The sequence below is a fragment of the Pseudomonas sp. AC247 genome, from assembly GCF_979258015.1.
This window is the reverse complement of sequence record NZ_OZ409829.1, coordinates 4,622,673-4,647,711: the sequence shown is the minus strand read 5'-3', so window position 1 is coordinate 4,647,711 and position 25,039 is coordinate 4,622,673. Positions and strand designations below refer to the sequence as shown.

Sequence of the window (25,039 nt, the reverse complement as noted above, 5' to 3'; positions counted from 1 at the left end):
AAGCGGATGAAGTACATCGCGGGATTTATCTTCGCATTGATGGCGCTGCTCAGTACCGTCGGCGCTGTTTATCAGGGCTACGATTTTTTTGATCTGAGAATCAGGGGCCTCAAGGCTCCGGCGCAAGTCTTGAGCACCTCAAGCTCAAGGATGACGAATGTCGGCAGCGGCCATAGTTACACCACTACCCGAACGGTTGCCTTTGTCACGGCGGACGGCACACCGGTCATTCATGAATTCAGAGATGAGTTCTCCGGTGCCAAAGCGGGAGACACGGTAAGTGTGTTCTATAACCCTGCCAACCCCCGCGAAATCATCGCTGGTACGTTCTTTGGACTTGGATTGTTTCTGTCATTGATCATCTTTGCACTGTTGAGTGTTTTGGGGATCAAGTTCGCCTGGGAGGATTGAGGGTTTTCCCAGGCTCAGATCTGACGATTCAAGCCGAAGCGCTTCATCAGTGTCTTCTCCAGCAACCCCTTGGGCAGCAACGCCGCGAGCAGCGGCAACGCCCGGCTGCCGTTGCCGATGCGAATCAGTCGAGGCGGTTGGTTTTGCTGTACGGCTTTCAACAATACCGCGGCAAACTCGCTGGCCGGCGTCGGATTGTCCTGCGAGGCCTTGGCCCGTGCGCGGATGCCCTCACGCAGGGGAAACCACGGCGATTGCTCGTTGATCAATTGTTCAGCTTCGTGCCCGGCATTTTTGGCGAAGCTTGACTGAATGGCACCCGGTTGCACCTCCATCAGCCGAACGCCGAACGGTGCCAACTCCATGCGCAGGGCGTCGCTCAAGGCATGCACCGCCGCTTTCGAGGCGCAATACGCACCGGCAAACGGAGTGACCAGAATGCCCGAGACACTGCCGATGTTCACCACCAGACCTTTGGCCCGGCGCAGCACCGGGAACAGCGCACGCGTCACGCCGACAATCGAAAACACATTGGTTTCGAACTGCCGCTGTATGGCCGGCACACCGCCGTCGAGCAACGGCCCCATGGCTCCATAACCGGCGTTGTTGATCAGCACATCGAGGCCGCCGTGTTGCTGATTGATTTGCTCGGCGAGCTGTTGCAGAGCGGCTTGGTCATTGACGTCCAGCTGCACCGCAGTGAAACCGGCAGCGCTGAGCGCAGCCACGTCCTCGGTCTTGCGCGCACTGGCCCAGACTTCGAAACCGGCGGCTTTGAACGCATCGGCGAGGGCGCGACCGATGCCGCTGGAACAACCGGTAATCAACGCGACGGGCATGGCGCATTCCTTATGCAAAATTATGGGGAAGGAGATCAGTCGGAAAAACTGCCCTGCAAGCGCTCGGCGCGGAATTCCAGGGTTTGCGGACGATAACCGGGTCGCAGCGGCGGCAGTGGCAAACAGTCTTCCCAGCTGCCGCCGGCCTGCAGTTCGCCGGGGCCGCGATAGCGTGGTGCGGTGTATTGGTTGTCGGCGAGGTTGACGCTGTCACCGGGGGCATAGGCTGCAATGCGCCAGCGCAGTTCGGTCAGCGGCACGCTATTGCCGTTGTTCATCTTCAACTGCAACGGGCGATCCGCCGGACATTGCTCGGGCGCGTAGGCGATGCGCAGCTCAAGGCGCGCCAGTTGCTTGATCTCGCGGTTGTCCAGCCACACCACCCACATCGCTACCAGACCGAGGCCGATAGCGGCTGCCACTGACACCGGCAAGGCTTTGGCCGGATAGCGCAGCAACAGGATCAGCCAGGTGATGACCAGCAAGATGCCGATGAACATGTGTACAACCTCTAGGAGAGAGAGGGTCATCCTACCTAAGCGTAGGTGAGGTTGGCGATGGGAAGGACAAAGTCAAAAGATCGCAGCCTGCGGCAGCTCCTACAGTTGGAACGCGTTTGCCCTGTAGGAGCTGCCGCAGGCTGCGATCTTTCGCTTCTAAAAAAAAGCCCCCGCCCAACCCGCTGCGGATAGGGAACGCAACGGGCTGGACGAGGGCTTCTTGTTTTGCCGATCAGTTACTGCGCGATGGTTTTCACCGACACGCCACGCTCGATCGGGGTGGAGCGGCCGTAGATATCTTCGAAGCGTTCGATATCGTCTTCACCCAGGTACGAGCCCGACTGAACTTCGATGATTTCCAGCGGGATCTTGCCCGGGTTGCGCAGGCGGTGCACCGAGGCGATCGGGATGTAGGTCGACTGGTTTTCGCAGAGCAGGAACACGTTTTCATCGCAGGTCACTTCAGCGGTGCCGCTGACCACGATCCAGTGTTCGGCGCGGTGGTGGTGCATCTGCAGCGACAGGCACGCGCCCGGTTTTACCGAGATGTGCTTGACCTGGAAACGCCCGCCCATGTCCACCGAGTCGTACGAACCCCACGGACGATAAACCTCGCAGTGGTTCTGGGTTTCGCTGCGGCCCTGCTCGTTGAGCGTGTTGACCATTTGCTTGACGCCCTGAACCTTGTCTTTGTGGGCAATCATCATGGCGTCTTTGGTTTCGACCACGACGATGTTTTCCAGACCGATCACCGACACCAGTTTGCCGTTGCCATGGATCATGCAGTTCTTGCTGTCCTGGATGACCACGTCGCCTTTGGTGACGTTGCCGTTGGCGTCTTTCTCGTTGACTTCCCACAGCGACGACCAGCAACCGACATCGCTCCAGCCAGCGGTCAGCGGCACCACGCAGGCGCGCTGGGTTTTCTCCATGACGGAGTAGTCGATGGAGTTGTCCGGGCAGCAGGCGAACGTGGCTTCGTCGAAGGTCACGGTGTCGTTGTCCTGCTCGCTGCGCTCAAGGGTCAGCAGGCAGGTGTCGTAGATGTCCGGGTCGTGCTTTTTCAGTTCTTCGAGGAAGCGGCTGGCGCGGAACAGGAACATGCCGCTGTTCCAGTAGTAACCGCCGGACGCAACGTACTCGGTGGCGCGTTTGACGTCTGGTTTCTCGACGAAGTGCGAGACGCGGCTGACGCCTTCGGGCAGCAGCGAATCACCGGTGGACTTGATGTAGCCGTAACCGGTTTCCGGTTTGGTCGCCGGCACGCCGAACAACACCATTTCGCCGTTTTCCGCAGCGACGGTGGCCAAGGCGAGGGCGCGTTGCAGGGCTTTCTGGTCTTCCAGCACGTGGTCGGCCGGCAGCACCAGCATCAGTTCGTCGCGACCTTCATTGACCAGCATCATCGCAGTCAGCGCCACGGCCGGCGCGGTGTTGCGGCCGAACGGTTCCATCAGGATGCGCTGGCATTCCAGCTTACGATTGGCCAACTGCTCGTTGACGATGAAGCGGTGATCCTTGTTGCAGACCACGATCGGGGTGTCCATGCCTTCGAACACCAGGCGCTCGAGGGTCTGCTGGAACAGGGTGTGTTCGCCGGTCAGGGCGAGGAATTGCTTAGGGAACTGCTTACGCGAAAGCGGCCAAAGACGTGAACCGCTACCACCTGACAAGATCACCGGAATCATATTGTTTACTCCATAAAATCGATTGGTTAGAGGCACGAACGCTGTGTCGTTTCACTCTTGTTTTTGTTTCGTACCGAGAGGCGGTCACATGTAGGAGCTGCCGAAGGCTGCGATCTGTTGATCTTGATCCTGAGAAAAATCAAAAGATCGCAGCCTCGTTTCACTCGACAGCTCCTACACGGATCAGCGTCTCCTCGGGAAATGGGTTAGCGAGTCGATACCGGGCGTTTTACCCAGACTGGCGACAGGCTGCTGCCGCTGCCGGTGACGTACAGCACCGCCGCTTCGCCGCGCTCAAGGGCGACCGGTTTTACGTCGCCGACTTTCTTGTCACCTTCGTACAGCGCCAGGCTGACTTTCACCGGGTTGATTTCCCGTTCGCCACGGCCCTTGGCGGCCACGTTCGGCACCACGTCGGTCTTGCCGTCGGCGGTCTTCAGGGTCAGCGGCTTGTCGCTGAGGTTCTGCACGCGCACCAGGGATTTCTGCTTGTTCTTGAACGGTGGCTCTTCGATCAGTTGCGGCGCGCCGGAAGCGTTGTTGACCAGGGTGTAGTAGTGGTCACCGGCGAGTTTCACCGGCAGGGTCTGGCTGCCGACCTTGGCACTGTAATCACCGCCCGGCATGAAGCTGAAGTCGCTGCTGGCCAGTGGCGCAACGTCGCTCAGGTTGGTGCTGCCGACGGTGGCGCTGACTTCAGCGTTGCTGGCGTTGTAGACACGCACAAAGGTCGAACCTTTCGGTGCAGTCGGGCCATAAAGTGCGGCGTCACCACCGGCGAAAGCTTGAGCCGACAGCACGCTCAAACCTGCAACCAGTGCAATGCGTTTTGCGAGACGACGAGGAGTAGTAGTGAAAGTCATGGTGTACCTCTCTTTCAGTTTTGCGCCCGATCGGGCGTCTCGGATTTAGTGTTGATTGCTACGTTTTGTTGGCGCGCGCCGGCTTGTTTAAGCTCTGCGACCCACTGCGGGTCGGCGTCGCCGATTTCGTTGTTCACAGGCAGATATCGTTCAGGAAACTCCCAGATCAGCACCTGTGGCGGGCTGTTCTTGAAGTCATCGCTTTTCAGGTAGCTGAGCATTGGCAGGATCGGGCCGTGGCCGTCTTCGGCGTAGCTCACCACGTCGCTGTGCAGCGCTTGTTTCAGGGCACCGACGAAGTTCCAGTTAGGGTTGGCGCTGTAGCTGGTGCCGACCAGTGCCACCGGCACTTCATTGCTGGCGAACAGCGCGTCGTCACCGGCAGGCTGATCGCCAGCCGCGACGGTGTTGCGCTTTTGCAGCGGCTCTTGTGCCGGCATCAGGTTTTCAAACAGCGGATCGAGCGGCAGGAACAGACGCAGATCGCCCTTGTGAGTGACCTTCTCCGCCGGCGTGGTGACGAAGCGTTGCGGCTCGCCGCTCAGCGGGAACTTGTCGGCGATGGTTTTCGCCAGGGTGTTGGCGGCAATCTCGGCGCCTTCCGGCGTCCAGTGCGTGTCGGTGCGCAGGAACACTTGCTGACCACTTTGCTTGGCCTGCTGGAACGGCTTGAGCAGGTCAGGGGCGAGGATCTTGTCGGCGGCTACACGAGCATGGAAATCCTGATAGAGATTTTCGTGGATGCTCGCCGGTTTTACTTCACCCAGATGCTCCGGGTACAGACGAACTTTGGCCGGCACGATTGCCATCACCAGTTTCACGCCTTTCGCTTTCAGGGTCTGGCGCACGCCTTCAACCAGCGCGTAGTTGCCTTGCAGGTTCAGCTCTTCGTTGACGATCGGGTTGAATTCCTCATCGCTGTACAACCACTGATCGCGACCGAGCACCACGCCCGGACGACCTTCGTTGAACAGTTTGAAATCCAGCGCGGCCCAGAGGTTGGTGCCCAGACGCTTGATCGGGAATTCATCGTCGTAGTGCGTTTCCACAGCCTTGGTCCAGCGACCGTTGAGCACCGTCGCCTCGGCATTGGTGCTGAAGCCGAAGAAGCTGCGAACCGACCACACACCGAGGACCAACAGGGTCACCAGGAACAGGGCGATGTAGAAGATGCGTAATGAGCGGGTCATGTCAGATCCCTCAGAACTGGAAGTAAAGGAACGGCGAGAAGCTTTGCGCCGAGAGTTTGAGAATCGAGGCGATGAACAGCAGCAGGATCAGACCGCGCATCACGTAGCGCGACCAGTCCGCGCTCCAGTAGGCCGGTTGCACCTGGGCTTCGACGCCGACGGTGTAGCCAGGTTCGTGGATGCTCGCCGGGTTTTCGCCAGGCGCGGCTTTGATCATTCCCGGAGTCGCAGTGGCAGGGCCGTTGGCCTCGACGTTGACTTCAGGTTTGGTTTTGGCTGGCGGTTGATTGGTGTACAGATCGCGCAGGCCGAAGAACGCCAGCGTCACGTACGCCACAACCAGAGTTGCCACTTGCAGACCGGTGAGGCTGGCCTGATTGAGTTCCGACAACGACCATTCACCGAAGCTGAACATCGCGCCGTACATGCGACCGGCAACGTGCAGGTTCTCGGCGCGGAAGATCACCCAGCCCATCACCACGAGCAGGAAGGTCAGCGCCCAGCGGATCGGATTGAGGCTGCGTGGCGAGGTGTTCAGGCCCAGCGCTTTTTCAATCGCCAGCCACATGCCGTGCCAGGCGCCCCAGACGATGTAAGTGATGTTCGCGCCGTGCCACAGACCACCGAGGAGCATGGTCAGGAACAGGTTGCGATAGGTCATCAGCGTGCCTTTACGGTTACCGCCGAGGGTGATGTACAGGTAGTCACGCAGCCAGGTCGACAGGCTGATGTGCCAGCGGCGCCAGAACTCGGTGATCGACTGGCTGATGTACGGCTGTTTGAAGTTTTCCATGAAGCGGAAACCCATCATCAAGCCCAGACCAATGGCCATGTCGCTGTAACCGGAGAAGTCGAAATACAGCTGCGCGGTGTAGGCCAGTGCGCCAAGCCACGCGTCACCGGTGGTCGGGTTTTGCAGGGCGAAGCAATGGTCAGCGACCACCGCTAGGGTGTCTGCGATGAAGACTTTTTTGATGAAACCCTGCATGAACCGCGTGCAGCCCTCGGAGAACTTATCGAGGGTGTGCGTGCGGTTGTTGAACTGGTCGGCGAGGTCGCGGAAACGCAACACCGGGCCGGCAATCAAGTGCGGAAAAATCGCTACGAACGCTGCGAAGTCGATCAGGTTGCGCGTGGCCGGGGTGTCGCCGCGATACACGTCGATGATGTAGCTGATCGACTCGAAGATGTAGAACGAGATACCGATCGGCAGCAGTACGTGGGTGAGGATGAACGGCGACAGACCGACCGAGGTCATCATCGCGTTGATGCTGTCGACGCCGAAGTTGGCGTACTTGAAGTAGCCGAGGATGCACAAATCGACTGCGACACCGAGCAACAGCCAGCGCTGCGCCGGTTTGGTTCGCACGCCAGCGGCACCGACTTTGAGGCCGATCCAGTAGTTCCACAGCGTGACGGCGGCGAACAGCGCGAGGAAGTCCACACGCCACCAGGCGTAGAACACGTAGCTGGCAATCAGCAGCAGCAGGTTGCGATAGCGTTGCCCGCTCAAGTAGTACAAGCCGAGAAAGATCGGCAAGAACAGAAACAGGAACACGTTGGATGAAAATACCATCCCGATCTCTCCATGTTTGAACCAACAGTCAAGGGCCAAAGCCCCCCCAAACCCCCCACGAAAAACCGGCGGGCCAACTCAAATTCGATGCCCCCTGTAGGAGCTGCCGAAGGCTGCGATCTTTTGATCTTGATCTTCAAAGGCCAGATCAAAAGATCGCAGCGTTCGGCAGCTCCTACAGGGTTGTGGTCTTACGAGCCTTTGTTGCCCTTTTCATGGGACGGGTCGTAGACCTTGGTCAGGTCGCCGCCGAGCCGGAAGGTCTTGAACGGCTGCATGCCGCGCTTCTTCTCGATGACATCCGGCGCACAGGTGTAGAGCGTGCAGAACGGTTCGAGCCAGGCGAATTTCATGTCCTCTTTCAAGTCGGTCATGTCCTGCTCTTTGCCGTTCTTCTTCTCGAATTCATCCGGGTCTTTCACCCCCGACAACACCCGATCACCCAGACGCTTCAGCGCACCGTTGTTTTCCTGACGCAAATCAACCCCGTTGACCTGGGCGAAACTGGCGATCATCGCCAGCGGCGGCAGCGCGTAGTTGTGGTAGGCGAGGGCGCGTTGCTGGCGCTTGAGTTCGTTCGGCAGGTAACCGTCGGCATCGACCTGATTGGCGCCGACCTTGTATTCCTTCACCGCCCAGTCAAACAGGTCGCGGCGGTTGGTCGCGACCGAGGTTGCCATCACCGACCATGCGGCCCAGTAGGAATGGTTGTTGGTTTTTTCCAGCGGCAGGTTGTCCCAATCGCTGACCACCTGATCGGCCATTTTGCTGAACCATGCTTCGATCACCTGCGCTTCCTGCTGATGCTGCGCCAGCGGATGCGAGTCGGAGAATTTCAGGCGAATGTACGAAGAGGCCATGCTGCCCAACGCCCATTTGCGCATCGACTTGCCGGTGTGGTTGAAGTCTTTCGACATCAACGCATCGGCCTTGGCCCACGCGGTCAGCCAGTTCAGCGTGCAATCGAGTTGCTCCGGACGACCGTCGCGCATGAACTGCATCACCCGTTTGGCGGTGCCGCGTTCCAGCGTGGTGATGTCTTTGGTGGTGTCGCGGAAGGCTTTTTCCGACTGCACGTTCAGCGTCGAACGCGCCTTGTCCGAGCCTTCGTATTTGCTGCGAAATTGCAGCGGCCCGGTGTACGGCGCCGGCATCGCATCGCAGCCTTCGCTGTTATCGCCAGTCTTGAATTTATCCACAGGCGCGAAATAGCCCTGGGGTGGACGCAGTGGCGCGGCGGCCTGAGTCGCCCCGGCGAACATCGCCAGGCTCAACAGCGTCGGTGCCAACAGATTTTTGAGTTTCGGAGTTCGCATAGCAGACCTCATTGCCCGACCTGAGCGGTTTGTGGCCCAGCGCCCGGGAATACGTTGCGTTTGCAGATTTTCGCTTCGACTTTTTGTGGCGCGGTGCCCGCTTCCGGGCCTTGGACTTCGACCGCCAGCAGGTTCTGCGTGGCCCAGTCTTCGTCCGTGCGCAACTCAAAGGCGAAACGACCGTCGGTGTCGGAGGTTTCCGGTTTCTCGATCTTGATGTCCTCGTGGCGACCGTTCATGTACCAGAGGGTGGCTTGCAGGGTTTTCACCGAAGGGTCGGCGAAGCGGATGTCGACCTGATGGCTGCTGTTCTGCAGGTTCAGGTTCTTGCTGTTGACCAGCAGTTCTTGTTTGCCGCCCGGCTTGAGCGTGGTGCTCGCGGACATTTGCGCGTCTTTGCCTTCGCAGCCGTTGTCGAGAAGAGACATCATCTGGCGATAGATGGTTTCCTGGTCGAGGCGGTACAGCGGCGAGAATTCCCAGATGAGAATTTTCGGCGGGGTCTTCTGGAATTCGTCGCTGCCCAGGTACTGCAACATCGAACCTTCCAGACCGCCGCCAGGGAAGGCGACGTTGAGAATGTCGGCGCCGATGGCTTCTTCGAGGAAGCCGGCGAAGTTGTAGTTCTTGCCGCTGTGCGAAGTACCGACGAGGGTGATTTGCGGATTGCCGGAATCACCGAACAGGTCGCCATCACCGGCCTCGCCCTTAGGCTCGGTGGTGAACTGATCCATGTACTGGATCGCGTAACTGGTGCCGCAGAGTTGCCCGGCCATGTTGTGCAGGGTGCCGGTCTTGCCCATGCGCCCGGAGCGTTTGGTTTCGAATTCACGCTTGGGCACGTCGGCGAAGGCCGGGATCTGCTTGACCTTCTCGGCGACGATTTTCGCCGTGCGCTGTGCACCGTATGGCGTCCAGTGTTGGTCGCCACGGAAGTAGAAATCGTGGGCGGGCAGGGTGTCCGGCAGCGATTCGTTGGTCAGCGGTGACAGGTCCGGTACGACGTAACCCATCTTGGCGAAACGGCCGAGCATGGTCTTGTAGTTGCCCAGCGCTTTCTCGTAATCGAATGCGGCTTTTTCCTGCGGGTTGAGCTTGTTGCGGTTCACCAGGCCACGGGTTGGCTGGTAAACAATCACCAGCTCGACGCCTTTGGCCTTGAACGCATCGTGCAGCTGTTGCAGGCGTTTGTAGCCGGCCGGGGTGGTGTTGAACTCGGTGCGCAAATCTTCCTGAGTTCGGAACAGCCAGTCGCCTTGTGCCTGCACCAGCGTGGTGAAGTTCTGCTGATAACGCGTGGTGTAGTTCTTCGCGTCATGCGCCGCCGGGCACAGGTTGCAGCACGGTTCGGCGCTGAACTTTGGCGGCGTGGCGGCAGCGCCTTCATCGGCACGGGCGCCGTTGCTGGCCGCGAGAATGCCCACGGTCAGGGCCGACAGGCTGAGTAATTTGATCAAGTGTGGGTGCATAAAATTATCCTCAGTCCTGCATTTCGGTCTGGCGTTCGACAGGGTCGATCAGCACGGCTTTCTGCTGGCGCACCAGCAGGTCGAGAATTTCATCCTGGCGCTCGCCGAGGATGCCGTTGAAGCTGATGCCGCTGGATTTGGTCGGCGCCAGCATCGACACGCGATACAGCTCGACACTCAAAGGCGAATCGATCGACAGCGGGCCGCTGCCATTGGCCGCCAGCTCACCGCCAACCACGATCAGCGACACCTGCGCATCGAACGGATCGAGCTTGATGTCACGGTCGGTGTCGCTCAGATCCTTGATGTGGCCGTAAACGCCGGTCAGGCCGTTGGCCATGGCGACGTTTTCGTAGAGGCGGATGTTCACGCTGTTACGAATACGGATGCCGTGGCGTTTGTTGCTGATGACCTTGTTGCCCCACAGCAAATTGTCGGCGGACTCGTAGAGCGTGATGCCGTCGGTGTGGTTCTTGTAGATCTCGTTGTAAGCAATGATGTTGTTGACGCTGTTCCGGTCGATCACCAGGCCCGAGAGGTGGTTGTCGAAGCTCTTGTTGTTGAAGATGAAGCTGTCGTTGACCTCACGGGAAATAATGATCCCGTGCTTCTTCTTCGTGCGGTGCACAGTGTTCTCGGCAATGATCAGGCCGTGGGAACGGTCGTGCGGGTCGATGCCGTAAACGATGTTGTCTTTGTAGGTGTTGCCCTTGACCACGAAGTCGCGGGTCTCGTAGCAGTAGAAGCCGTACCACATGTCGGAGAACTCGGAGCCGACGATCCAGCCGGTCGGCTCAGGGCGCTTGAGCACCTTGGCCATGTTCGGCGTGTACTGGGAAATACTCACGCCGTACGACTTACTGTTGGCGTAGCCGAAACTGGCCATTTTGCTGTTGACGATGTAGGTCTCGGTGCCGCCCCAGGCGAGCAGGAACGGACGGAATTCCTTCGGCGAACGGAAGGTCGCCGGGCCGTTTTCCTTCTCGCGCCAGCCAGTGATTTTGGTGTCACGCACGAAGAGCTGACCGTCGTTGACCAGGAACGAACCGGCCTCTTGCGACAGGCGCAATTCCTGGGTCTGGCCATCGATTTCGAGGATGCCTTTACGGCCAACCACGATCGGCAGCTTCGACAGGTACACGCCCGGCGAGGTTTCGCTGAAATACTGCTTGGGCAGTTTCTGCGCCAGATCCTTGAGGTTGATGTAGCCGTCGTCGACGAAGATCGCCTGCGGGATGCCGTGCTGACGCACCACCCATTCGGCCATCTTGTTGTCGCCGCCGATGAAGTCCTTCAGCGCGTCTTCCTGCATCATCCGGCGCACGCTGATCTTGCCCGGTTTGCTGCGGACGATCTTCGCCGCAGCGGCTTCGGCGGTGAAGCCGGAAATGTCCGGCAGTTTCGGCGCGGCCAGATTCAGAGCGTCGGTTGGCGCGCTGCTGACGGTGTAGGTCTTGGCCTGTTGCAGTTCTTTGGCCACGGTGGCCGGCTTGGCCGGTTGCGGCGCCGTCGGCTCTGCATTGGCGAAGGCGCCGGCGCTGGCCAGCAGCATCGCGCCGGCCAGCAGGCTGAGTGAGCCTATCCTAGTGCTGATCATGTCGGGCACTCCCTTGGCGGTTTGCATCAGAAGCGCCAGATCACGTCGATGAACGCGCGGTGCATGTACGAATCAACCTGCTTGCCGTAGGCATCGCCCGGTTTGAACACACCGCCACGGAAGCGCACGAGGGCCGAAGGCTCGTCGATCGACTGGCTCAACGCCGCCGGCAACAGGCCTTGCTTGAAGTACTTGGTGACGACCAGATCCATCTCCTGACCCAGATCTTTGTTGCCGTCTTCAAGCGGCAGCGAGGTGCTGGAAAGGATCGCGCCGGTGGCGTCGTCGGTGTTGTTTTCCACGGCGTTGATGCCGTTGCTGCCGACCGGCTTGTTGCCGTCGACACGCCAGAACTTGTGGTAAATCAGGCTGGCGTCGTACTCGTCGTTGACCATCCACGAACCGAACAGCGTGGCGGTCTGCATGTTGTTCATTTCGCCACGGAACGCTTCGCCGAAACGGTGAACCCGCGAGCGCGTACCGGTGTAGTTGGAGCGGTTGCTCTCCAGACCATTCTGTTCGTAATCGGCGCTGGCGCGGGCATAGGCACCGCCGACTTGCCATTGCGGATCAAGGCGCAGGCGTACACCGATGTCGGTGGCCCAGCCGTTGACGTCATCGCTGCGCTTGGCTTGTGCCGGGCGCGAACCATCGGCGTTCAGCGCGTTGACCGTGTCGCGGTCGCCGCTCATGCCGGTGATGCTGCCCCAGTAGTTGACGGTGTTGGTGTTGCGCCAGTTGTAGGCGTCGCTGTCGGCGGTCAGGCCGAGCCAGCTGATGTCGCCGTTCTCGGTTTTATCCAGCGAATCACGCGGGACACCCGGCTCGGCGTAATCGAGTTTGCCGTCGTCGTGGGTATGGTGACCACGAATGCCGACCCACTGGCCCGGCGTCCACTGGTAAGCGGCGTCGGCGTAGGCGTGCAGGCGATCCTTGTCTTTCGGCGCCAGCTCTTTCAAGTCGGTGCGGTATTCGCTGAAGCGTTCGGCGACACCAGCGTTGGCACGCAACAGGGTGGTGTCGAAGGTCCAGTTCAGCGCTTCGATGTTGGTGTCGCGCCATTGGCCGTCGTCATTGCGCAGGCGCTGGCGACCGAACTTGAGCATCTCGCCCGGGTATGGCGTGAGGCCGCTGTAGCCGACCCAGAACTCGCGCATCGCCAGGTAGTTTTTCTTGGTTTTGCGATCGCCGTTGTCGGTGGCTTGTTCACCGTCGGATTGTTGCAGGGTGTCGGTTTCGATGATGTCGGTCGAGGTCACGGCCTGGCCCATGGCGTAGGCGCTCCACGCGCCGCTTTCGCCGTAGATCCACGGACGCAGGTCGAGGCCGACGCCGTTGACATCGCCGCCGCTGGCGGTGCCGAGGTCGCGGTCGTCTTCGGACTGGCCGGTGACTTTCACTTCGAGGCCGAAGTTCTTGGTTTCAGTCATCGCGGCCAGTGTCGGGCAAGACCAGATCAGCGCGAAAGTGAGGCCAATGCCGGCCTTCACGAATGGATTCAACTTCATAATTTTTCCTCGCCGTCTTCTTCTTGCAGGGCGTGCAGTTGCAGCGTGTTCTGGTTCAGAGCGCCACGGCTGGCTTGCTCCTGTTGCAGCAGGCGTTGGGCTTCGGCCAGACGCTCGGGCGGCAATTGCGCGGCGAGAGTGGTCGCCAGCTCATCGGCTTGCGGGGTGTTTTGCACCTTGGCCAATTGGCTGAAGACATAGGCGTTGACCGGGTCGGGCTGGGTGCCCTTGCCTTGGGAGAACAGTTGGGCGATGGCGAAATCGGCGCTGTTCTGGCCGTTGCGCGCAGCGGTCAGCAAGTGGTCGAGAGCCTTCTGCGGATAGACCTTGCCGAGGTAGCCACGGCGATAGATCTGGCCGAGGTAGTAGTCGGCGGCGACTTCACGGCCAACGGCTTTCTGGAAATGTTCTTCAGCGACTTTGGCGTCAGCCGGGACCATTTTCCCCTCGTAGTAGAGCTTGCCCAGCAACAGTTCTGCGCGCGGCTGGTCAGCGGCGCGGCCGTTGTCGAGGTACTTCATCATCTGGTCGACGTCGCCCAGTTCCGGATAGTCGTAAAGCAATTGCGCGAGGGTCACCCACGACGCCGGGTAGCCTGGAGCGATCGGCTCAAGCAATGACTGCGCGGTTTTTTCGTCGGGCTTGCCCAAGGTCGAATCGGCCAACACACGGGCCACCGAATCGACGCGCTGCGCGGTGACGGTGCCACGGCTGTAACCGGCCTGCATCTGCTTGATCAACTCGGCTTGCTGTTCTGGCTGGGCACGTTTCTGATAGACCGTGGCTAGTTCGACGTAGCAAATATCGGTGGTGTTGAGCGCGGTTTTGCAGATTTTTTCCACGTCATCCAGGTGCTGGTCGTAGGTGCCTTGGGTGCGATACAGCAGCACCTGCGCCAGACCCGCTTCCGGGTAACCAGATTTGCGCCACTGATCGATCTGCTGCTGAGCGTTGATGTTGGGGAAGCTGTGCGGGTATTGCAGGTACAGCATCGCCAGCGGGATCAACGTGTTGCCTTCGCCATTGGCGGCGGCTTTTTTCAGCAGGCTTTCGGCTTCCTGATGCTCGGCTTCGGTGGAACCCGGTTTGGCCACCAGTAGGCGACCAAGACGCGCCTGAGCACGCGGCGAAACACTGGCAGCGGCGCGGTAAGTCGCTTCGGCCTGTTTCATTTGCTCAGGGTCGCGGCTGTCGACCTGGATATCGGCGAGGCCGACTTGCGCTTCGCTGTAACCCAGATCGGCCAGTTGCTGATAATTCTGCGCAGCGGTGGCGGTGTCGCCGCGCTTGAGCGCTTCGTTGGCCAGACGCTGATCGGGCAGGCCGGCGCAACCGGCCAGACTCACTGCCAGCGCCAAGGCACACACCGTCCCCATGTAGGAGTGAGCCTGCTCGCGATTCAGGCAACTCGGTACATCAGACAAACCGCGGCGCTCCCATCGCGAGCAGGCTCGCTCCCACAGGGTCAGCGGTGTGTTGAAGATATGAGTAGTCACAGGCATGTCCTCGACTTAAAGACCGGCAGCCATGGCTTTGTCGATCAGCCAGTTCAGGTTCGGGCCACGGTCGCTGTTCACTTCCACCGGGCGGCCGGCGAGGCTGCTGTCGAGCGGCTCGTCAGGCTTGATCTGCACGCGGATGTCGGAGGACAGGTCTTCGCTTTTCAGGCTGGTGCTGCTGACGATCTTGCCGGTGCGGGTCTTGTCCTCGCCGGCGATCTGGAAGCTCACCGGCGTACCCGGACGCACGTCGCCGAACTGGCGATAGGAGAAGCGCGCATCAACGTTGGCCAAGGTGTTGCGCGGCACCAGTTGGAAAATCACGTCGCCCTTGCTCGCGTATTGACCGTCAGCCACCAGTTGCTGGGCCACGGTGCAATCGCACGGCGAGGTCAGGGTGCCGGTCATTTGCTTGCCGAACAGCTCTTCAACCTTGGCCGGGGACAGCTGATCTTCTTCCAGATGGCCCTTGAGCACGTCGAGCATGCTGGTGCTGAAGGTTGCCAGTGGCGCGCCTTTCGCTGCCACGCCGTCGGACTTGACCAGGCTCTGCACGGTGCCGTCGCGCGGCATGGTGATGTTCATCCCCGGCACGCTGACGAGGCCAGCCTGCGCGTGGCTGACGAAGTACATGCCGTACACCGATTTGAAAATGAAGCCCGCCGCGACCAGACCGACCGCGAAGATACCGGCGCTGAAGGTCACGGCCTTCAAACGACCGAACGGGGTCATGCCGGAGCCGCCGTCCTTGACCTTGCGCGCCTTGGTGAAGTTGTCGCGCTGCAGGGTCGCCAGCACTTCGCCGATGCTGACGATGTCGCCGGCCAGGTGCGAAGTGATCAAGTGGCGCAGGGTGGAAATGTCCTGTTGTTCCAGGTTCTGGAACTGGCAGCCGACGCGGCCGGTCGCGCGGTCGTAGGAACGCACTTGCAGTTCAACGTCCATCGCCAGGCCGAGGTTGTCGATGACGAATTGCAGACGCGCCTTGTACACCTCGCCGATGGTCAGCGGCATTTGCCCGGCGTTGAACGCCAGACCACCGGCGGACAGGTCGAGCACCCGCGCTTCTACCGGTGTCCGGTCGGGACCGAAGAAGCGCAGCTTGGCCGGGATTTTCACACGGGCGTGTTGGCGCTGGGCTTCGGATTCATGCACTACGTTGGCGTTGACGGCGGTATTCATAGGGGCGATTTCCTTGTTAATTCAATAGGGGCGGGTCAGACCATCATCAGCAGCACGGCGACAAAAATGCTGCCGGCGGAGAAGGTCATGGTCCGAGACGACCAGGTGTTGAACCAACGTTGAAAGCTGGCGAGATCACGGGTCAGGGATGTGGGTTGGCGCGTCCAGGATTGTTGGTCGAGGCGGAAGAACACGTAGATCTTCACCAGCGCGCCGACGATCTGGTTGTAATAAAGAATCGCTGGGTAAGCCGGGCCGATCCGGTGACCGGAGCACGACAGCAGCAGGGTCAGGATCAGGCGGGTGATGCCGATCCACAGCAGGTAAACGAGGATGAACGCGGTGCCGTATTTGAAGCTGGCGATGATCGCCACGGTCAGGCCGAGCAGCGACGTCCACATCGATACGCGTTGATCGAACAGCACCACCGAGGTGAAGGCGCCGAGGCGTTTTACACCCAGGCCCAAAGCTCGCGAGTTCTGGCGCAGGTTGTTGCCGTACCAGCGGAACATCAGTTTGCGGCTGGCCTTGATGAAGCTCTTTTCCGGCGGGTGTTCAACGGTGTTGATCGCTGCGTCAGGCACGTAGAAGGTGTCGTAGCCGAGGCGCATCAGGCTGAACCAGCTCGACTTGTCGTCGCCGGTCAAAAACTTGAAACGGCCCAGACGCCAGTGTTGCAGCGAGTCGCTCTCAACGTCGGCGATGAATTCCGGGTTGGTGACCACAGACGCTTTGAATACCGACATACGCCCGGTCATGGTCAGTACGCGCTTGGACAGGGCCATCGAGCACATGTTGATGTGGCGCTGGGCGAAACGCAGCTTGTGCCATTCGCTCATGATGTAGCCGCCGCGCACTTCGCAGAATTCGTTGGTGGTCAGGCCGCCGACGTTGCCGAACAGCTGGAACCACGGCACGGTCTTGCGCACGGTGCCTTCGCCGAGCACGGTGTCGCCATCGATCACGGCGACGACTGCACGGTCGTCAGGCAGGTGACGGGAGATCGCGCGGAAACCATAGGCCAGGCCATCACGTTTGCCGGTGCCGGGAATGCGCACGAAGTCGAGCTTGACGCGCTCTGGCGGATTCATCCGTGCCCACAGCGCCTTGACCAGCAGCTCATCGGACATTTCCACGATCGAGCAGACCACAGTGGTCGGCAGTTCGCAGTCGATGGCTTCGCGGATCACCGAGCTGTAGACCTGCGCGGTGGTCAGCGCGTCGATACGAAAACTGGTGACCATCAGGAACACATGCGACGGGTCCGCCGCTTTACCCAGCTTGCGCACTTTGCGGCGCAGGTGCGGGTAAACGATGTAGAGGAAAATCATGCCGCGCACAAAGTGCGTTGCACCCATCGAATAGCGCCAGATACCCACGGCGCCAATCAGGAAAATGAAGTCCTTCGACTCGGAGTCGAATGTGGACGTGGGCAGCATCAAGGCCATGCCCATCAACAAACTTAGGTAAAACAGCCAACCGGCGGCCTGAAGTAGGCCGTGTTTTAGCCTGTGCATAATCTGCATCCGTCTCTATCTCGGGGCGGGCCCGATGGGGTTAAGGCAGGCTTACAAAAACTTGCAAGGACATGTAGGAGCTGCCGAAGGCTGCGATCTTTTGATCTTTTCCGGTTCACTCGGAACTCAAATGTTGCCGGTAAAGATCGCAGCCTCGTTTCACTCGACAGCTCCTACATTTGGGTTCTGTCGCACGGCGTCGCGAGGGCGGCGCCGTGCAACGTCTGCCTTACCAGCAGATACCTTCGGTACGAGTACCGGCGTCGGTGGCCTTGGCCATGAAGCCGACCAGGTCGATGACCTGTTTGCCATGCGGCGCTTGTTGCGCCAGCGCACGGAATTTCTCGTCACGGTTGCCGAGGATGATCACGTCGGAGTTGTCGATCACCGAATCGAAGTCCGCGTTGAGCAGGGACGATACGTGCGGGATTTTCGACTCGATGTAGTCTTTGTTCGCGCCATGAACACGGGCGTACTCGACGTTGCTGTCGTAGATGCTCAGGTCGTAACCCTTGCCGATCAGCATCTCGGCCAGCTCGACCAGCGGGCTTTCGCGCAGGTCGTCGGTGCCGGCCTTGAAGCTCAAGCCGAGCAGGGCGACTTTGCGTTTGTCGTGGCTTTCAACGATGTCGAAGGCGTTCTGCACTTGCGATTCGTTACTGCGCATCAGCGAGTTGAGCAGCGGCGCTTCGACGTCCAGGGAACCGGCGCGGTAGGTCAGGGCGCGCACGTCTTTCGGCAGGCACGAACCGCCGAAGGCGAAGCCCGGGCGCATGTAGTACTGGGACAGGTTGAGGGTCTTGTCCTGGCAGACCACTTCCATCACTTCACGGCCATCGACGCCGACCGCTTTGGCGATGTTGCCGATCTCGTTGGCGAAGGTCACTTTGGTCGCGTGCCAGACGTTGCAGGTGTACTTGATCATCTCGGCGACAGCGATGTCCTTGCGGATGATCGGTGCGTCGAGTTCTTCGTACAGCGATTGCAGAACGTCGCCCGAAGCCTTGTCGAATTCGCCGATGACGGTCATCGGTGGCAGGTCGTAGTCGGCGATGGCGGTGGATTCACGCAGGAACTCAGGGTTGACCGCAACGCCGAAGTCGACGCCAGCCTTTTTGCCGGAGCAGTCTTCGAGAATCGGGATCACCACGTTGGCAACAGTGCCCGGCAATACGGTGCTGCGTACAACGATGGTGTGGCGGGTGGTTTTTTCACGCAGAACAAAACCGATCTCGCGGCACACCGCTTCGATGTAGTTCAGTTCGAGGTCGCCGTTCTTTTTGCTCGGCGTACCGACGCAGATCATCGACAGGTCAGTGTCACGAATCGCTTCGGCGAAGTTGGTCGTGCCACGCAGACGACCGGTCTGGATACCCTGTTGCAGAAGTTCGCCCAGGCCCGGTTCAACAATGGGGGATTTGCCAGCGTTGATCATGTCGATCTTGTCTTTGGCAACATCGACGCCAACCACGTCATGGCCCCGTGCAGACAGGCAACCGGCACATACTGCGCCAACGTAACCCAAACCAAATATGCTGATGCGCATCGCAATTACCTCTGTATATATCAGGCCTTAGAAGGCCGGAGTTAATGGTGTTCAGCGTTCACTAGTGCACTCGAAAGTGCGGCTTACAGGCGCCACAATGCCGTGTGCAGGCATACAAAGTTCCGAGTGTCTAAATAAGTGCACTCAAGATGTGCGCAACCAGGCCTTATAGTTATGACTTGCCCTGTTATGCAGCGGATCTTCTTTCTGGAAGACTCTGGTGCATTCGTCTTGCGCGCTCGATGTCAGGCGAGAAGCCCGTAGATCAAGCGGTCTGGTGCTCAGGCGAGCACGTTTATAGGGGCGCGGCCATGGCCTTGCAGGGGATATTAATGCTGCGTATCTCCTGTCCTTCGTTTGTTTTGAGACTAGTTAGTCATCTAGGCAAGTTGCTGTGACAACTTGGTTACATGGCTATCTGCTCCGCGTAAGTTATCTCGTACAAACTCGGCGAGAATCGTTACCGGTGGTATGAACTACGCATTTGGACATAGTTCCAGTCCGCTCATCGCGCCATCTGAAATTTTTTGAAATATTGGCAAAGATGGCACTGGTCTCAATTTGATAGCACTTTCCGTTTCGCCCTTTATTGATAGGGGCATAATCGCGCTAGATAGTTTTGTGCCACTACTGTGAAAAAAGTTAGGTGCCACTACTGAAAAAAATGATCAGTGTCGAGTGAAACTAAAATTAGAAAAGGCAGGGATTATTTTTTGGCGCCATAAAAATGGCGAAACAAGGCGGGGAATTTTTGACAGCGTGCAGGCTGCACGACTCTTGATAGAAAGAGTCGTGCAATAGGCATGCTTTATTCGGGGGCGTGGTCGCGCAGAAAGACCAGATTGTCGGGTTTCGATTGTTCGGCGCTGTAGCGATAACCCTGCACATCGAACTGCTTGAGCTGGGCCGGATCGTTGATCTTTTCCTGAATCACAAAGCGGCTCATCAGGCCACGCGCTTTCTTCGCGTAGAAACTGATGATCTTGTACTGGCCGTTCTTCTGATCCTTGAACTCGGTATTGATGATCCGCGCGTTCAGGGCGGTGCGTTTGACGGCCGAGAAGTATTCGTTGGACGCCAGGTTGAGCAGCACGTCGTCGCCCTGATCGGCCAGCGCTTCATTCAGCCATTCGCTGATGCGCGTGCCCCAGAAGGCGTACAGGTCTTTGCCACGGGCGTTGGCCAGTTTGGTGCCCATTTCCAGGCGATACGGTTGCATCAGGTCGAGCGGGCGCAGCAGGCCATAAAGGCCGGAGAGCATGCGCAGGTGTTTTTGCGCGTAGTCGAAATCGGCTTCGCTGAAGGATTGCGCATCGAGGCCGGTGTAGACGTCGCCCTTGAAGGCGAGCAGCGCTTGCTTGGCGTTTTCCGGAGTGAACGCGGGCGTCCAGCTGCCGAAACGCGCGGCGTTGAGGCCGCCGATCTTGTCGGACACGTGCATCAGCTCACTGATCTGCGCCGGGGTCAGGTCGCGCAATTGCTGGATCAGTTCCTGGGAATGGTCAAGGTATTGCGGCTGGGTGAAGCGCTGGGTCGCCGGCGGTGTTTCGTAATCGAGGGTCTTGGCGGGGGAAATCACCATCAGCATGAAGTCGTCTCCTTTAATCGTGGGGGCGATTCTAGGGGGTTGTCCGAGTTGACTCCAGCTATGAGCGTGATAGGTGATCGACGGCTTGGCGCATTCCCTGTAGGAGTGAGCCTGCTCGCGATAGCAATAGATCAGTCACCACCCTGTTGAATGTCAGACCGCTATCGCGAGCAGGCTCACTCCTACAGGGATCAGCGTCGTGTCTTATCAGCTATAGTGCCGCGCGGGTTTTGTTATGGAGACATCCCTTTGCGCATTGTTCTTTTATTCACCGCGTGGCTGTTGAGCTTCGGTGCCGTCGCGGCGCCAGGCGATATTGCGACGCTGGATCGCAGCACCTGGCCGGAGCAACTGACCAGCCCGACCCTGTTCGACGTCGCCTCGCGGGCGGAAATCCTCATGTTCGCCCGTGGCCTGCTCGGTACCGAATCGATGGACGAGGCCGCCCTGGCGAAGCGTCTGGGGTTGCGCACGGTCAATATCGATGCGGTCAACAGTCTGCGCCAACGCCTCTGGCAGCGCCTGTTGGCTAACTATAACTACGCCCAGCAAAGCTGCGATCAGGATGCCTCGTTCTGCTTCCTCGTCGAAGACCTGCCGACCCTGCGTGAGCAGGCCGCCAAGTTCGTGGTCAGCGATGACAGCTATTACACCAAGTGGGCCGAACCTAGCCGGATCTTTCATCTGCAGTATCTGGATGAGTTGATGCGCAAGGCTGCACTGTCGCCGCAGACCAGCAATGAATTCGATCATTTCGGCGACTACGAACGTAATGGTGACGAGATGCACGATCGGCTGTTTCTGCTGACGTTCGACAGCGCCGCCAATGCGCAACCGGATAATACCGGCTGGCTGGCCGAGTACCTGCGCAAGTCGAACCTGAGCGCTACGTTTTTCGGCTTGGGCAAGGATATTCAGGCGCGGTTGGCCGAGCGTTCGGTGAGCAGCCTGCAAGCAGCATTCTCGCAAATGTGCGTCGGCGTGCAGGGTTGGGAGTTCCGGTCCCACAGCCACTGGCAGGACTGGCAGGATTCGGTGCGGCGTAGCGCTGATCTGGTCAGGAACAAGTTGCCGGAAAACTACGTGCCGCTGTTCCGTCCGCCGGATGGCCAGCGCCGCAGTGACGCGCAAGACTTCTTCAACAGCCAGGGCCTGCAAGTGGCGCTGTGGGACATCGATGCCCAGGACGGCGCCGGCAAGCTCAAGGGCGCAGCGAGCGCGCAACGGGTGCTGACCTTGATGTTGTTGTGGCGCCACGGGGTGATCAATTTCAACGTCAAGCAGGACGCGGTGAAGACCTCGATGCCGTGGCTGCTGACGCAAACGGCGCAAAGCGGTATCGGTTGGGAGGACTGTCAGGACGCGTTTCGCTGAGAAACGGCAGAAGCCCGGAAACATTGGGCTTGGGGCGAATTTTTCAGAGGATTCGATGCAGGCGGACTTCCGACTCTAACGGTGTCGACGGAGTCCGCCAAGGGCTTTTCGTCACTTTGCAAAATAAACTTAAAAAAACCGTCAAAGTACTTTTTTATGTCATCGGTTTTGGAGTATTACGAAGACAGACCGCCGAAACCTGCAACACAGGTGGCGTCTTCCAAGACCCGTTTGTTTGCAGTCACTTGAATCTCCGCAGGTGAGATTTCGGCAGTCACTTCGAGGCGCAGCACCGCCCAGGTATTGCGTCTACTGGCTCTGACAAAGGTGACCGAGTATGGATGATCACGGACGTAGCCCTTCCTCCAACCAGCCAATCCTTTATGTACTCGATACCAACGTATTGATTCACGATCCAAACGCCCTGCTGAATTTTGAAGAACACCACGTCGCGATCCCGATGACCGTGCTTGAAGAGCTGGACAAGCTCAAGAGCGGGCATCACAGCGTGGCCGCTGAATGCCGTCAGGCCATCCGGCTGATCGACAAGACCCTGGGCGATGCGTCCCCGGAAGATGTCGAACTGGGTGTGCCGATCCAGCGCGGCAAGGGTGGGCCGAAGGGCTTGCTGTCAATTCTGATGAGCAAGCAGGCCGAATCGAACCTGATTCTGCCCGAGCACCTGAACGACAACAAAATCATCAACCAACTGATCGACCTGCACACCCGCGAGCCGAAAAAACCGGTGGTGCTGGTTACCAAAGACATCAACATGCGCCTGAAGGCGCGCGCCTGCGGTATCGCCTCCGAGGACTACAGCACCGACCAACTTGTCGACGACGTGTCGCTGCTGCCCAACGGCTACCACAACATGACCGGCTCCTTCTGGGACCGCGTGAGCAAGGTCGAAACCCGCCAGGATCACGGCCGCACCTGGCACCAGGTGCAACTGATCGACAACTTGCCGGCGGTGCACATCAACGAGTTCATCATTGATGAACAGGGCTTCGTCGGCTGGATCAAGGAGATTGAAGAAGACCGTTTGCTGATTCTCGACCTGCATCAGGAACCGTTGCTGCATCAGGAAGCGTGGGGGCTGAAACCGCGCGACATTTATCAAAGTCTGGCGCTGTACGCGCTGCTCGATCCGGACATTCATCTGGTCAACCTGTCGGGTGCGGCAGGTTCCGGTAAAACCATTCTGGCGCTGGCCGCTGCGATCGAGCAGACCATGGTCAGCAAACGTTATCGCCGCATCATTGCCACCCGCAGCGTGCAGGGTCTGGATCAGGAGATCGGTTTCCTGCCCGGCACCGAAGCGGAAAAAATGGAGCCGTGGCTGGGCGCCATCACCGACAACCTCGAAGCCTTGCACATGGATGACGAAAACACCCATGGCAGCGTCGACTACATCCTCAGCAAAGTGCCGTTGCAGTTCAAATCACTCAACTACATTCGCGGCCGCAGCTTCCAGCAAAGCCTGATTCTGATCGACGAATGCCAGAACCTCACGCCGCACCAGATGAAAACCATCATCACCCGTGCCGGCGCCGGTTCGAAAGTGGTGTGCCTGGGCAACCTCGCACAGATCGACACCCCTTACCTGTCCGCGACCAGCTCCGGGCTGACCTACCTGACCGAACGCTTCAAGGATTTCCCCAACGGTGTGCACATCACCCTGCAAGGGGTGCCTCGCTCGATCCTGGCTGAATACGCCGAAACCCATTTGTAACCGCATCGCCAACAAAACCGGGCGGCCCCAAAGCCGCCCGGTTTTTTATGCCTGAACACAAAACCAAATGTAGGAGCTGCCGAAGGCTGCGATCTTTTGATCTTGCTCTATAAAAGCCAGATCAAAAGATCGCAGCCTTCGGCAGCTCCTACATAAGGTGAGTGATATTCGTGGGTGCGGAAATTTGACCCGCAGGTTTACAATCCCCGCTCCTGATCAGGAGTAATCCCGTGCTGACTCATCTCGATTCCCAAGGTCGCGCCAACATGGTCGACGTCACCGAAAAAGCCGTGACGTTCCGTGAAGCGACGGCCCAAGCGCTGGTGCGCATGCTCCCCGAAACGTTGCAGATGATCGTCAGCGGCGGCCATCCCAAGGGCGACGTGTTCGCCGTGGCGCGCATCGCCGGCATTCAAGCGGCGAAGAAAACCAGTGATCTGATTCCCCTGTGCCACCCGCTGATGCTCACCGGCGTCAAAGTCGAACTCAGTGCCGAAGGCGAAGACACCGTGCGCATCGTCGCCCGCTGCAAACTCTCCGGGCAGACCGGCGTCGAGATGGAAGCGCTGACCGCCGCCAGCGTCGCCGCCCTGACCATCTACGACATGTGCAAAGCCGTCGATCGCGGCATGACCATCGAAAGCGTGCGTCTGCTGGAGAAGGTCGGTGGCAAGAGCGGGCACTTTCAAGCGGAGCAGCCATGAACCTGACCGTGAAGTTTTTTGCCCGTTACCGTGAAGCGCTGGGCGTGGATTCGCTGAAGGTTGAAGGTGATTTCGCCACCGTCGATGACGTGCGTGCATTGCTGGCGCAACGGGATGGCGCTGAAGTATTGAGCGAACAGAACCTGATGTGCGCACGTAACGAAGACCTCTGTCAGCTCGACGAGCCGGTGGTCGATGGCGACGAAGTGGCGTTTTTCCCCACCGTGACCGGAGGCTGAGCCATGGCGATTCGTGTGCAGGCCACGCCGTTCGATCCGGGCGCTGAAGTCAACGCGATGCACGCGGCCAATGTCGGCGTCGGCGCGGTGGTGAGTTTTGTCGGCTACGTGCGCGACTTCAACGATGGGCTGGATGTCGCGGGAATGTTCCTCGAACACTATCCGGGCATGACCGAAAAAGCCCTCGGTAAAATCGCCATCGAAGCCGAGCAGCGCTGGCCGCTGTTGAGGCTGGAAGTGCTGCACCGCATCGGCGCACTGGAGCCGGGCGAGCCGATCGTGTTCGTCGGCGCCGCCAGCGCCCATCGCCAAGCCGCATTCGATGCCTGCGCCTTCGTCATGGACTACCTGAAAACCCGTGCACCGTTCTGGAAGAAAGAAAACACCAGCGACGGGCCGCGTTGGGTTGAGGGGCGCGACAGTGATCATGCCGCGGCGGATCGCTGGAAGTAGTAAGTCCTGTAGCGCCTTCAAATCCGCCATCGCGAGCAGGCTCACTCCTACAGTTGGAATGCGTTCCCCTGTAGGAGTGAGCCTGCTCGCGATGACGTCATCTGCATCACCAAATCCTTCATCTTAGCCCGATTGACGCATTGTACATATGAGTCCAATATGGATTTCCAAGTACAAAAAAGCTTCAATCTTGCCGCTCGAAGCTCCCCCGCTCGCAGCTGCTCTTCTTCATCTTGCCAAACCAACAA

Annotated in this window: 21 protein-coding genes; 6 read left to right on the top strand and 15 right to left on the bottom strand. The window is 59.2% G+C overall.

Features of this window, described 5'->3' with window-relative positions:
- Nucleotides 1–6 precede the first annotated feature (6 nt).
- Entirely contained in the window at nt 7–411 is a 405-nt protein-coding gene (locus ACZZ0B_RS21190) for a DUF3592 domain-containing protein (protein ID WP_008085239.1), read from the top strand.
- A 14-nt stretch (nt 412–425) separates the two neighbouring features.
- Here ACZZ0B_RS21190 and ACZZ0B_RS21185 read toward each other — a convergent pair whose 3' ends face one another.
- The 15 genes from ACZZ0B_RS21185 to yaaA all read right to left on the bottom strand — a co-directional run bounded on the left by ACZZ0B_RS21185 (nt 426) and on the right by yaaA (nt 20,289).
- Nucleotides 426–1,250 (bottom strand): SDR family oxidoreductase, encoded by an 825-nt coding sequence (locus ACZZ0B_RS21185; protein WP_463546163.1) that lies wholly within the window; start codon nt 1,248–1,250, stop codon nt 426–428.
- 35 nt (nt 1,251–1,285) lie between these two features.
- Nucleotides 1,286–1,750 carry a multidrug transporter gene (locus ACZZ0B_RS21180; protein WP_463546162.1) on the bottom strand — a complete coding sequence of 155 codons (465 nt, stop codon included), beginning with the start codon at nt 1,748–1,750 and terminating at the stop codon, nt 1,286–1,288.
- A 236-nt stretch (nt 1,751–1,986) separates the two neighbouring features.
- On the bottom strand, nt 1,987–3,438 hold the full coding sequence (locus ACZZ0B_RS21175) for a mannose-1-phosphate guanylyltransferase/mannose-6-phosphate isomerase (protein WP_008085232.1): 1,452 nt from the start codon (nt 3,436–3,438) through the stop codon (nt 1,987–1,989).
- A gap of 206 nt (nt 3,439–3,644) precedes the next feature.
- On the bottom strand, nt 3,645–4,301 hold the full coding sequence (locus ACZZ0B_RS21170; RefSeq protein ID WP_463546161.1) for an alginate O-acetyltransferase AlgF: 657 nt from the start codon (nt 4,299–4,301) through the stop codon (nt 3,645–3,647).
- A gap of 14 nt (nt 4,302–4,315) precedes the next feature.
- Nucleotides 4,316–5,491: an alginate O-acetyltransferase gene (locus tag ACZZ0B_RS21165; protein ID WP_064118393.1), complete on the bottom strand. Its 1,176-nt coding sequence runs from the start codon at nt 5,489–5,491 to the stop codon at nt 4,316–4,318.
- A gap of 10 nt (nt 5,492–5,501) precedes the next feature.
- On the bottom strand, nt 5,502–7,067 hold the full coding sequence (locus ACZZ0B_RS21160; protein WP_008077262.1) for an MBOAT family O-acyltransferase: 1,566 nt from the start codon (nt 7,065–7,067) through the stop codon (nt 5,502–5,504).
- Nucleotides 7,068–7,258: 191 nt separating this feature from the next.
- Entirely contained in the window at nt 7,259–8,383 is a 1,125-nt protein-coding gene (locus ACZZ0B_RS21155) for a mannuronate-specific alginate lyase (RefSeq protein WP_158830091.1), read from the bottom strand.
- An 8-nt stretch (nt 8,384–8,391) separates the two neighbouring features.
- On the bottom strand, nt 8,392–9,852 hold the full coding sequence (locus tag ACZZ0B_RS21150) for an alginate O-acetyltransferase (protein WP_463546160.1): 1,461 nt from the start codon (nt 9,850–9,852) through the stop codon (nt 8,392–8,394).
- Between the two features lie 10 nt (nt 9,853–9,862).
- Complete coding sequence (algG, locus tag ACZZ0B_RS21145; protein ID WP_463546159.1) at nt 9,863–11,449, bottom strand: mannuronan 5-epimerase AlgG; 1,587 nt, start codon at nt 11,447–11,449, stop codon at nt 9,863–9,865.
- 26 nt (nt 11,450–11,475) lie between these two features.
- A complete protein-coding gene (locus tag ACZZ0B_RS21140) occupies nt 11,476–12,957 on the bottom strand; it encodes an alginate export family protein (protein ID WP_008077270.1) in 1,482 nt (493 codons plus the stop codon).
- Nucleotides 12,954–14,459 (bottom strand): alginate biosynthesis TPR repeat lipoprotein AlgK, encoded by a 1,506-nt coding sequence (gene algK / locus ACZZ0B_RS21135; protein ID WP_463546158.1) that lies wholly within the window; start codon nt 14,457–14,459, stop codon nt 12,954–12,956. The genes ACZZ0B_RS21140 and algK overlap by 4 nt, the downstream gene beginning before the upstream one ends.
- Nucleotides 14,460–14,468: 9 nt before the next feature.
- Complete coding sequence (locus tag ACZZ0B_RS21130; RefSeq protein WP_008077275.1) at nt 14,469–15,638, bottom strand: alginate biosynthesis protein Alg44; 1,170 nt, start codon at nt 15,636–15,638, stop codon at nt 14,469–14,471.
- Nucleotides 15,639–15,673: 35 nt separating this feature from the next.
- Nucleotides 15,674–17,155 carry a mannuronan synthase gene (gene alg8, locus ACZZ0B_RS21125; RefSeq protein ID WP_371924513.1) on the bottom strand — a complete coding sequence of 494 codons (1,482 nt, stop codon included), beginning with the start codon at nt 17,153–17,155 and terminating at the stop codon, nt 15,674–15,676.
- A gap of 229 nt (nt 17,156–17,384) precedes the next feature.
- Complete coding sequence (locus ACZZ0B_RS21120) at nt 17,385–18,701, bottom strand: nucleotide sugar dehydrogenase (RefSeq protein ID WP_008087506.1); 1,317 nt, start codon at nt 18,699–18,701, stop codon at nt 17,385–17,387.
- Between the two features lie 808 nt (nt 18,702–19,509).
- Nucleotides 19,510–20,289 (bottom strand): peroxide stress protein YaaA, encoded by a 780-nt coding sequence (gene yaaA / locus ACZZ0B_RS21115; RefSeq protein WP_034154566.1) that lies wholly within the window; start codon nt 20,287–20,289, stop codon nt 19,510–19,512.
- 249 nt (nt 20,290–20,538) lie between these two features.
- Here yaaA and ACZZ0B_RS21110 point away from each other — a divergent pair, with 249 nt between their 5' ends.
- From ACZZ0B_RS21110 to moaE, 5 genes are all read left to right on the top strand, one after another.
- Nucleotides 20,539–21,663 carry a polysaccharide deacetylase family protein gene (locus ACZZ0B_RS21110; protein WP_463546157.1) on the top strand — a complete coding sequence of 375 codons (1,125 nt, stop codon included), beginning with the start codon at nt 20,539–20,541 and terminating at the stop codon, nt 21,661–21,663.
- A 337-nt stretch (nt 21,664–22,000) separates the two neighbouring features.
- The gene (locus ACZZ0B_RS21105) at nt 22,001–23,395 is read left to right on the top strand and encodes a PhoH family protein (RefSeq protein ID WP_008080207.1); all 1,395 of its coding nucleotides are present in this window, start codon (nt 22,001–22,003) and stop codon (nt 23,393–23,395) included.
- Nucleotides 23,396–23,625: 230 nt separating this feature from the next.
- Nucleotides 23,626–24,099, top strand: coding sequence for a cyclic pyranopterin monophosphate synthase MoaC (gene moaC / locus ACZZ0B_RS21100; protein WP_158830085.1), 474 nt, complete (start codon nt 23,626–23,628; stop codon nt 24,097–24,099).
- Nucleotides 24,096–24,338, top strand: a complete 243-nt coding sequence (gene moaD / locus ACZZ0B_RS21095) for a molybdopterin converting factor subunit 1 (protein WP_134174740.1) — start codon at nt 24,096–24,098, stop codon at nt 24,336–24,338. The genes moaC and moaD overlap by 4 nt, the downstream gene beginning before the upstream one ends.
- Nucleotides 24,339–24,341: 3 nt before the next feature.
- Nucleotides 24,342–24,791 carry a molybdopterin synthase catalytic subunit MoaE gene (moaE, locus tag ACZZ0B_RS21090; protein ID WP_463546156.1) on the top strand — a complete coding sequence of 150 codons (450 nt, stop codon included), beginning with the start codon at nt 24,342–24,344 and terminating at the stop codon, nt 24,789–24,791.
- Nucleotides 24,792–25,039: the final 248 nt, after the last annotated feature.